The sequence below is a fragment of the Arcticibacter pallidicorallinus genome (assembly GCF_003002875.1).
Taxonomy (GTDB): Bacteria; Bacteroidota; Bacteroidia; order Sphingobacteriales; family Sphingobacteriaceae; genus Arcticibacter; species Arcticibacter pallidicorallinus.
This window is the reverse complement of record NZ_PVTH01000023.1, coordinates 1-1,139: the sequence shown is the minus strand read 5'-3', so window position 1 is coordinate 1,139 and position 1,139 is coordinate 1. Positions and strand designations below refer to the sequence as shown.

General features: G+C 50.9%; 2 protein-coding genes. Both read right to left on the bottom strand.

Annotated elements, in window-relative coordinates; translation table 11 throughout:
* On the bottom strand, window positions 1-716 hold a 716-nt coding region (locus B0I27_RS17350; protein WP_146133161.1), incomplete at its 3' end, for an IS66 family transposase.
* A 50-nt stretch (window positions 717-766) separates the two neighbouring features.
* Window positions 767-1,042 (bottom strand): IS66 family insertion sequence element accessory protein TnpB, encoded by a 276-nt coding sequence (tnpB, locus tag B0I27_RS17345; protein WP_106295718.1) that lies wholly within the window; start codon window positions 1,040-1,042, stop codon window positions 767-769.
* Window positions 1,043-1,139 lie beyond the last annotated feature (97 nt).

The window sequence follows — 1,139 nt, the reverse complement described above, 5'->3', positions numbered from 1 at the left end:
TCATCCACCTGCAGGTAACCTTTGGCTTTGATATCGAACCTGAGCTGCTCATAGAGTGGTTCGAGGCGTTCCAGTGCCTGCTTCACCCAGCCTTCGATGGTTGATGAGGCGATGGAGATGTTCTCCCGGGCGAAGCGTTGCTTCTGACGGTACAGCGGCAGATGATCGGCATACTTATCCGTCAGGATCATCGCCAGCAGGCCTGCTCCCGGAATGCCTTTATCAATTACTCTTTCGGGCAGCTCTCCGGTTTTAACGCCTTCTCCGCCTTTGGCAGCATACTTATACCGGATGTAGCGGCGAATAAAGAAGCGGGCAGGTTCGCATTCCAACTCGTCGGTCACTTCCTTACCGATACAAATCATATCCGAGAGATCACCTTCAGGGTGGATCTCAATCTCTTCTACTGGTAAGTGGGCAGGCAAAGCCGCACGGCCTTTATGCGCCGATTGTTTTTTACGGGTATAGGTGATCTGTTCTTTGATTTCCTCCTGTTGAGCAGCCTCTTGCAGAGGTTCCGCTTCAAAGGGCAATACGCCTTGTGCAGGATCACCTTCGAAGCGCTCGCGCTTCTGACCGAACTGCATGCGCTTGAGAAGTTCTACCTGAGCTTTCAGACGATCAATCTCTTGCTGATGAGATTCCAGGGCGGCATCTTTGCGTTTCAAAAGAGCGATCAGATCCTCTTTTGATAAGTTCTCAAGTGCCGTATCCATGGCATGAAATTACGCAAAAAAGCGCGTTTATGCAAGCAAAAAGCCGCTTTTTATAGCTGATAGCGCCGCAGCTGACGGCTCCTTTGAACCTGTATCCCCTCGATCATCAGCACCAGGTCGGCCCAGCTTAACTGTTCTTTTTTGGGTGTGGCAAAGGTGCCCTGCTCCAGGCGTTTATAATACAGTACGAAGCCTCCGTGTTCCCAGTGCAACAGCTTGATATGCGTGCGCCCCCGGTTAAGAAAAACGAAGACTTCACCGCTGGATGCCTCCCTGCGGAGTTCGGATGTGACCAGGCCACACAGGCCATCGAAGCTCTTGCGCATATGTAACCGGCCGACCAACTGCATATTGATGTGACTTGCTGAATGAACTTACTTTGCGGAAAAGATAAAGTAATGGATCAAAGAACACGCATGAAAG